8 protein-coding genes are annotated in these 8,743 nt (G+C 66.1%); all 8 read left to right on the forward strand.

What is annotated here, in order from left to right; translation table 11 throughout:
- Positions 1–439: TRAP transporter substrate-binding protein DctP (dctP, locus tag AC1DS3_RS30800; protein WP_477128616.1), on the forward strand; the 439-nt coding region annotated here is incomplete at its 5' end.
- A gap of 71 nt (positions 440–510) precedes the next feature.
- The gene (locus AC1DS3_RS30805; RefSeq protein WP_477128617.1) at positions 511–2,292 is read left to right on the forward strand and encodes an IlvD/Edd family dehydratase; all 1,782 of its coding nucleotides are present in this window, start codon (positions 511–513) and stop codon (positions 2,290–2,292) included.
- 85 nt (positions 2,293–2,377) lie between these two features.
- Positions 2,378–3,592, forward strand: coding sequence for a fumarylacetoacetate hydrolase family protein (locus tag AC1DS3_RS30810; protein ID WP_441635304.1), 1,215 nt, complete (start codon positions 2,378–2,380; stop codon positions 3,590–3,592).
- A gap of 100 nt (positions 3,593–3,692) precedes the next feature.
- Complete coding sequence (locus tag AC1DS3_RS30815) at positions 3,693–4,310, forward strand: TRAP transporter small permease (RefSeq protein WP_441635306.1); 618 nt, start codon at positions 3,693–3,695, stop codon at positions 4,308–4,310.
- Positions 4,311–4,340: 30 nt separating this feature from the next.
- A complete protein-coding gene (locus AC1DS3_RS30820; protein ID WP_477128618.1) occupies positions 4,341–5,621 on the forward strand; it encodes a TRAP transporter large permease subunit in 1,281 nt (426 codons plus the stop codon).
- An 88-nt stretch (positions 5,622–5,709) separates the two neighbouring features.
- The gene (locus AC1DS3_RS30825; protein ID WP_477128619.1) at positions 5,710–7,119 is read left to right on the forward strand and encodes an FAD-binding oxidoreductase; all 1,410 of its coding nucleotides are present in this window, start codon (positions 5,710–5,712) and stop codon (positions 7,117–7,119) included.
- 117 nt (positions 7,120–7,236) lie between these two features.
- The gene (locus tag AC1DS3_RS30830) at positions 7,237–7,992 is read left to right on the forward strand and encodes an SDR family oxidoreductase (protein WP_441635311.1); all 756 of its coding nucleotides are present in this window, start codon (positions 7,237–7,239) and stop codon (positions 7,990–7,992) included.
- A 15-nt stretch (positions 7,993–8,007) separates the two neighbouring features.
- The coding region (locus tag AC1DS3_RS30835) for a fumarylacetoacetate hydrolase family protein (RefSeq protein WP_477128620.1) at positions 8,008–8,743 on the forward strand (736 nt) is incomplete at its 3' end.

An 8,743-nucleotide genomic window follows, 5' to 3' on the forward strand; every position in this document is an offset into this window, starting at 1 on the left:
GCTCTATTCGGCGATGGAGCAGGCAGCCGTGGATGGCCAGGAGAACCCGACCGCCACCATCCTGGCCAGCAAGTTCTACGAGGTGCAAAAGTACCTGGTGCTGTCGCGCCACATGTACAGCGCTTGGGTGCTGCTGATGTCCAAGAAGACCTGGGACGGCTTGTCGCCGCAGGAGCAGAAGATTGTGCAAGAGGCCGCGCGCGAGGCCACGTTGTATGAGCGCAAGACCATCCGCGCCTTCGGCGACAAGGCGCTGGGGGAGCTAAAGAAGGCCGGCATGCAGGTCACCGAATTGCCTCCGGCCGAGCAGGCCAAGCTGCGCGCCAAGCTGCAGCCGGTGCTGACCAAGTACAGCAAGGAGTTCGGTGAGGAAACGACGAACGAGCTGATGAGCGAGCTGGCCAAGGTCCGCAAGACCAGCTCCGTCGCGGTGAAATAATCCTCGCAGGCGCGGAGCAGCAGCGACGCGCCGTTCTTCCACTCCCTGACTTCTCCGCTACAGGTTTCGACATGGACAAGAAAGCCAGCCGTGCCTTCCGCTCCCGCGATTGGTTCGCCGATCCCGAGCGCTCGGACATGACCGCGCTCTACCTTGAACGCTTCATGAACTATGGGCTCACGCCCGAGGAGTTGCGCTCGGGCCGGCCCATCGTCGGCATCGCCCAAACTGGCAGCGACCTCTCGCCCTGCAACCGCATCCATCTGGATCTGGCCCGGCGCGTGCGCGATGGTATCCGCGATGCTGGCGGCATTCCGATGGAATTTCCCGTGCACCCCATCTTCGAGAACTGCCGCCGTCCCACTGCGGCGCTCGACCGCAACCTGGCCTATCTGGGCCTGGTGGAAATCCTGTACGGCTACCCCATCGACGCCGTGGTGCTGACGACGGGCTGTGACAAGACCACGCCTGCTGGCATCATGGCCGCCTCCACCGTCGACATCCCTGCCATCGTGCTCTCCGGCGGACCCATGCTCGACGGCTGGCACAACGGCGAACTGGTGGGCTCGGGCACCGTGATCTGGCGCAGCCGCCGCCAGCTAGCCGCGGGCGAGATCGACGAGGAAGAGTTCCTGCAGCGCGCCTGCAGCAGCGCGCCCTCGGCGGGCCACTGCAACACCATGGGCACGGCCTCCACCATGAACGCCGTGGCCGAGGCCCTGGGCCTGTCGCTGCCCGGCTGCGCGGCCATTCCAGCCCCCTACCGCGAGCGGGGCCAGATCGCCTACGAGACCGGCCGGCGCATCGTCGAGATGGCCTACGAGGACTTGCGCCCCTCGCGCATCCTCAGCCGCGAGAGCTTCCTCAACGCCTTGTCGGTGGTCAGTTGCGCAGGCGGATCCAGCAACGCGCAGGTGCACATCATGGCCATGGCCCGCCACGCTGGCGTCGAGCTGCGGCCGCAAGACTGGACCGAGCACGCCTACGACCTGCCCCTGCTGCTCAACATGCAGCCAGCGGGCCGCTTCCTGGGCGAGCGCTTCTTCCGCGCCGGCGGTGTGCCGGCCCTGATGTGCGAGCTGCAGCAGGCTGGCCGCCTGCATGGCGACTGCCTCAGCGTCACCGGCCGTACCGTGGCGGAGAACCTGCAGGGCCGCGAGACCCGCGATCGCGAGGTGATCTTCCCTTTCCATGCGCCGCTGATGGAGAAGGCCGGCTTCCTGGTGCTAAGCGGCAATCTGTTCGACTTCGGCATCCTGAAGACGTCGGTGATCTCCGAGCGTTTCCGCGAGCGCTACCTGAACCGCCCAGGCGAAGAGGGCGTCTTCGAGGCGCGTGCCGTGGTATTCGAGGGCGCCGACGACTACCATGCGCGCATCAACGACCCGGCACTGGACATCGACGAGAGCTGCATCCTGATCATGCGTGGCGCCGGTCCGATCGGCTGGCCCGGTTCGGCCGAGGTGGTCAACATGCAGCCGCCCGACGCCCTGATCCAGCGCGGCATCATGACCCTGCCGACCCTGGGCGACGGCCGCCAGTCCGGCACGGCGGACAGCCCCTCCATCCTCAACGTCTCGCCCGAGAGCGCGGTGGGCGGCGGGTTGAGCTGGCTGCAGAGCGGCGACCTCATCCGCATCGACCTCAACGCCGGCCGCTGCGATGCGCTGGTGCCTCCCGAAGAGATCGAGCGCCGCCGCCGCGAACTCCCCGCGCCCCCGATCCCCCAGAGCCAATMCCCCTGGGAAGCGCTGTACCGGGAGAAGACTGGTCAGCTCGTCGACGGTGCCACGCTGGATTTCGCGTTGAACTACCGGCGCATCGCGGAGAAGACGCCGCGCCACAACCATTGAGCCTCGTCTGCCTTGCAAGCGCTGCGCTGCGCCGCGGGCGGGGCGCGCGGCTTGGGCCGCGGCTTGAAACCTGAAAGGAAATCGTATGAGCGAAGTGACAGCGGCCACGCTGGCCGGTACGGTGAAGCACGTCCAGGTGTTGCCGGATGACGGCCTTGCGGGCACCCTGGTGGGCCGTGTCTGGGTCGGCGGCGCCCTGCCTGGACCGGCCGTCGTCGCCCTGCGCCCAGAGGGCGTGTTCGACCTGAGCGAACACTACCCGACCATGAGCACGCTGCTCGATACCGAGCATCCCGCCAAGGCGGCGCGCCGGGCACCCGGCCGGCGCCTGTGCAGTGTCGACGAGTTGCTGGCCAACAGCCTGCCGGGCACCCGCAACGAGACGTTGCCCTGGCTTCTGGCTCCCTGTGACCTGCAGGTCGTCAAGGCCGCGGGCGTGACCTTCGCCGCCAGCCTGATAGAGCGTGTGATCGAGGAACAGGCGCGGGGCGACGCCAGCCGCGCCCAGGGCCTGCGCAACCAGGTGATCGCGCTGATCGGCGAAAGCCTGGCCGACATCCGTCCCGGCTCGTCGCAGGCAATGGCGCTCAAGGCACTGCTGCAGCAAAAAGGCCTGTGGTCGCAATACCTGGAGGTGGGCATCGGCCCGGACGCCGAGGTCTTCACCAAGGCCCCGGTGCTGGCCTCGGTGGGCTGCGGCGAGGACATCGGCATCCGTGCCGACTCGGACTGGAACAACCCCGAACCGGAAGTCGTGCTGGCGGTAAACAGCCGCGGCGGCATCGTCGGCGCCACCCTGGGCAACGACGTCAACCTGCGCGACATCGAAGGCCGCAGCGCGCTGCTGCTGGGCAAGGCCAAGGACAACAACGCCTCTTGCGCGATCGGTCCCTTCATCCGGCTGTTCGACGCGGGCTTCGGTCTGGATGAAGTGCGCCGCGAGACCGTGCACCTGCGCGTCGCGGGTGCGGACGGCTTCGAGCTGCGCGGCATCAATACCATGAGCAGCATCAGCCGCGACCCGGCCGACCTGGTGGCGCAGACTCTTGCCGCGCACCAGTACCCCGACGGCTTCATGCTCTTCCTGGGTACGCTGTTTGCGCCCATTGAAGACCGCGACCAGCCCGGCGGCGGCTTCACCCACAAGCTCGGCGATGTGGTCACCATCCGCAGCGCCTGGCTGGGGGGGTTGCACAACCGGGTGACACACAGCGAGACCGCCGCCCCCTGGCGCTTTGGCTTGCGCGCCTTCATCGGCAACCTGGCCGAGCGCGGCCTGCTGCAGGGCCGCGCGCTCTGAGTCGGCGTTGGCGGCCGGCCCACCAGCCAGGTTGCCGGCGTCGCCCCCTTCTCCGTTCCAAGATAAGCATTGATGGCGCAGACCATCAGGGAGACAACCTATGCTCAATACCCTCATCGACCGGTATTGCCGGTTCATTAACCTTCTCATCGCCCTGGCCCTGGCCGTCATGGTGGTGCTGGTTTTCGGCAACGTCGTGCTGCGTTATGCCTTCAATTCTGGCATCGCGATCAGCGAGGAGCTGTCGCGCTGGCTGTTCGTCTGGGTCACCTTCCTGGGCGCCGTGGCCGCCATCAAGGAAAACGCCCACCTGGGCACCGACATGCTCGTGTCGCGCCTGCCGGTAATGGGGAAAAAGGTCTGCCTGGTACTGGGTCACCTGCTCATGCTCTACATCACCTGGCTGTTCTTCGACGGTAGCTGGCAACAGGCCAAGATCAATTGGGACGTGCAAGCGCCGGTCACCGGGGCCTCGGTGGCCATCTTTTACAGCTCGGGGGTAGCGTTCTCGGTCTGCGCCGGCTTCCTGCTGATGCTGCAATTGCTGCGCGCGCTGACCGGCCAGCTCAGCGATGAAGAGCTGGTGATGGTCAAGGAGTCCGAGGAACAGGCCGAGCTCGAGGCCCTCCAGGCCGAGCTAGCGCGCGAGAGCGCTGCCGGCGGCTCGCAAAGCCACTCCCCCCTGGGCGACACGCCGCTGCCTCACTCACGCAGATAAGAAACAAGAAAAAGAACCGGAGACCTCAACATGACCGTACTGATCTTTCTCGGCGGCCTCACCGGCGCCATGGCGCTCGGCATTCCGATCGCCTACGCGCTGCTGGCCAGCGGCGTGGCCCTGATGTGGCATCTCGACCTGTTCGACGCGCAGATCCTGGCGCAGAACTTCATCAATGGCGCCGACAGTTTCCCGTTGCTGGCCGTGCCTTTCTTTATGCTGGCGGGCGAAATCATGAACGTCGGCGGCCTCTCGCAGCGCATCGTGAACTTCGCGCTGGCGATCGTCGGCCATGTCAAGGGTGGCCTGGGCTATGTGGTGATTCTGGCCGCCTGCCTGCTGTCGGCCCTGTCGGGCTCCGCCGTGGCGGACGCCGCAGCGCTGACCGCGCTGCTGCTGCCGATGATGATCAAGGCAGGCCACAAGAAAGAAGTTTCGGGTGGCCTGATCGCGGCCTCCGGCGTGATCGGCCCGATCATCCCCCCAAGCATCGGCTTCGTGATCTTCGGCGTCACCGCCAACGTCTCGATCAGCAAGCTGTTCATTGCCGGCATCTTCCCTGGCGTCATGATCGGCGTCGGCCTGGCTGCGGCCTGGTGGTGGCTCGGCCGCAAGGAAGACCTGGTCCTGCCCGAGAAAAAGACCAAGGCTGAAATCTGGCAATGTGCACGCKAATCCCTCTGGGCGCTGATGCTGCCGGTGTTCATCCTGGTGGGCCTGCGCATGGGCGTCTTCACCCCGACCGAGGCCGCGGTGGTGGCCGCCGTGTACTCGCTGTTCGTGGCCAGTGTGGTGTACCGTGAGCTGCCGCTGAGCGCACTGCTCCCGATCTTCACCACGGCGGCCAAGACCACCGCTGTGGTCATGTTCCTGGTGGCCGCCGCGATGGTGTCATCGTGGCTCATCACCGTGGCCAACCTGCCGGCCCAGATGGTGGAACTGCTCAAGCCCTTCATGGACAACCAGACCCTGCTGCTGATCGCGATCATGGTGCTGGTGATGCTGGTCGGCACTGCGATGGACATGACGCCGACCATCCTGATCATGACCCCAGTGCTGATGCCGGTCATCAAGGCTGCCGGCATCGACCCGATCTATTTCGGCGTGCTGTTCATCATCAACAACTCGATCGGCCTGATCACGCCGCCGGTGGGCACCATCCTCAACGTGGTGGCCGGCGTGGGCCGCATGAAGATGGACGAAGTCACCAAGGGCGTGTTGCCCTTCATGCTGGCCGAGTTCGCCGTACTGTTCATCATGGTGGCCTTCCCGCAGACCGTGATGGCACCGCTGCGGTGGTTCGTGGGGTGAGGCACGCGGTCGATCGGGCCCCAGGTTGGCTCAATGACCGCGCCGCCCCCCAGTTTGCAGATTGCTTATATTCACTCCGATTCCTGCCATGAACCAGACCCCTCAATCCTCTTCGGTCATCGATGCCCTGCTTGCCGAGCTGGGCCCGCTGGCCGTGCTCGCCGGCAACGACGTGCCGGTGCGCAACCACAACGACTACAGCGGCCTGCCGGCCAGCCGCCCCCTGGCCGTGGTTCGCCCCGCCGACACGGCAGGGGTGGCCGCCGCGGTGCGCATCTGCCATGAACACGGCGTGGGCGTGGTGCCCCAAGGCGGGCTAACCGGCCTGTGCGGTGGCGCGCGCGCCTCGGCGGGTCAGGTGGCCCTGTCGCTGGAACGCATGGCGGGCATCGAGGAGGTCGATTCGGCCTCGGCCACCATGACCGCGCTGGCTGGCACCCCCCTGGAGACCATCCAGCAGGCTGCCACCGCCKCCGGCTTCTTCTGCCCGCTGGACCTGGGCGCACGCGGCTCGTGCGCGATTGGCGGCAACCTGTCGACCAATGCCGGCGGTAACCGCGTGATCCGCTACGGCATGGCGCGCGAGATGGTGCTGGGCATCGAGGTGGTGCTGCCGAATGGCACCGTGGTCACCAGCCTCAACAAGATGATCAAGAACAACGCGGGCTTCGACCTCAAGCACCTGTTCATCGGCAGCGAGGGCACGCTGGGCATCATCACACGGGTGGTACYCAGGATGTTCCCCAAGCCGGCCTCGGCCATGGTGGCGATCTGCGCCGCCAAGGACTACGACAACGTKCTGACGCTGCTGAACTCGGCGCGCCAGAACCTGGGGCCGCTACTTTCGGCCTTCGAGGTCATGTGGCCCGACTACTGGCAGTTCGCCACCACCCAGGCCCCAGGGGTGCGGGACCCCCTCGAGGGCGACGACACRGCCCACGGCGCCTACGTGCTGGTCGAGGCGCTGGGAACCGACCCAGTGCACGACGCGCAGCGCTTCGAGGCTTGGTTGGGCGGTCTGCTGGAGTCGGGCGTGGTTTCCAATGCGGCACTCGCGCAGTCGCTGGCCGACGGCCGCGCGTTCTGGCGCATCCGCGATGCCAGCGGCGAACTGCACCCGCTGTGGCCAGGCCACCTGGCCTTTGACATCGGCCTGCCKGTGGCTCGCATGGACGACTACGCGCGCCGCTGCCGCGAGGTACTCCATGCCCGCATCCCCAGCGTCCGGGCCCTGTTCTACGGCCACATCGGCGACGGCAATCTGCATATCATCGTCTATCAGCCTGGCGCGGCAGAGCAGCCCAAGGCACTGGTCGACGGCATTGTGTACGGCCTGGTGCGTGAGTACGGCGGCACGGTCTCGGCCGAGCACGGCATCGGCACCCTCAAGCGCCAATGGCTTGGCCATGCGCGCTCGCCCGAGGAGATCGAGCTGATGCGAGTCATCAAGAAGGCGCTCGATCCGCAGGCGCTGCTGAACCCGGGCAAGGTGATCTGACCGGACCGTTTACCCATCGACGCGACATCGTGCCCGGAAGCAAGCTGCTCGTTCCGCGCTGAACAGCACGGCGTTTCAGTGCCCAAAGCAACCCCTGAACTCACTCGAAGCATCGTCATGACACTCCGACTGGCTGGAAAAACCACCTTCGTCACCGCGGCCGGACAAGGCATCGGCAGAGCGACTGCGATCGCTTTCGCCGCGCAGGGCGCGCGCGTGATCGCGACGGATATCAACCAGGAGGCACTAGCTTCCTTGCGCCAGGAAATTGCTTGCGGCACCCACGTCCTGGATGTCACCGATGCCCAGGCCATTCGCGACGTAGCAGAGGCTGCAGGCCCGGTTGACGTGCTCTTCAATGCGGCAGGCTTCGTCCACGCAGGCAACCTGCTCGAGTGCACGGAAGACGAGTGGACGTTTGCATTCGACCTCAACGTGCGCGCCCAATTTCGCACAATCAGGGCCTTCCTGCCAGGCATGCTGGAGCGAGGCGACGGGTCCATCATCAATGTGGCATCCGTCGCGGGGAGCATCAAAGGCGCCCCCAACCGATTCGTGTACGGCACCACCAAGGCCGCCGTCATCGGCCTGACCAAAGCCGTCGCTGCCGACTTTGTCGGCAAAGGGATCCGATGCAATGCCATTTGTCCCGGCACGGTGATGTCACCGTCGCTGCTGGAGCGCATCACGGCCCAGGCACAAGCCACCGGCCAGACGCTCGCCCAGGTCGAGGCGGGCTTCGTGGAGCGCCAGCCCATGGCTCGCCTGGGGCGAGCCGAAGAAATTGCGGCCTTGGCCGTCTACCTGGCCAGCGACGAATCCTCTTTCACAACAGGTACCGCCCAGATCATTGACGGCGGTTGGTCCAACTAAGCTCCCAATTCAACCATGAAACTGCTTCGCCACGGCCCCAAGGGCCAAGAAAAGCCCGCACTGCTGCATACGGACGGCACGGTTCGCGACCTCAGCCCGGTGCTGCCCGACATCGTCCCCGGCACCTTGTCCCAGCCCGGCATGGCGGCCCTGCGCAGCCTCGATGCCAGCACCTTGCCCATCGTCCCACAGGGCCGTCTGGCCGTGCCATGGACCGGCATGCGCAAGTTCATTGCCATCGGTCTGAACTACGCGGACCACGCCGCCGAAGCGAACATGCCGATCCCCAAGGAACCGATTGTCTTCACCAAGACGGTCGACTCGGCCGTGGGCTGCAATCACCCGGTCGTGTTGCCGCAGGGCTCGGTCAAGAGCGACTGGGAGGTGGAACTAGGGGTGGTGATCGGCACCCGCGCCCGCTATGTCAGCGAGGCCGATGCCCTGAACCACGTGGCGGGCTACTGCACAATCAACGATGTGTCGGAACGCGAGTACCAGCTCGAGCGTGGCGGCACCTGGGACAAGGGCAAGGGATGCGACACCTTCGGCCCCATCGGCCCGTGGCTTGTGAGCGCCGACGAGGTCGGCGACCCGCAAGACCTCTCGATGTGGCTCGACGTGAACGGTGAACGCCAGCAGACCGGCAACACCCGCACCATGATCTTCACGGTGGCCCAGCTGGTCAGTTACCTGAGCCGTTTCATGACGCTGGAGCCGGGCGACCTGATCACCACCGGCACGCCACCCGGCG

The sequence above is a fragment of the Cupriavidus sp. 01L46 genome (assembly GCF_056399905.1).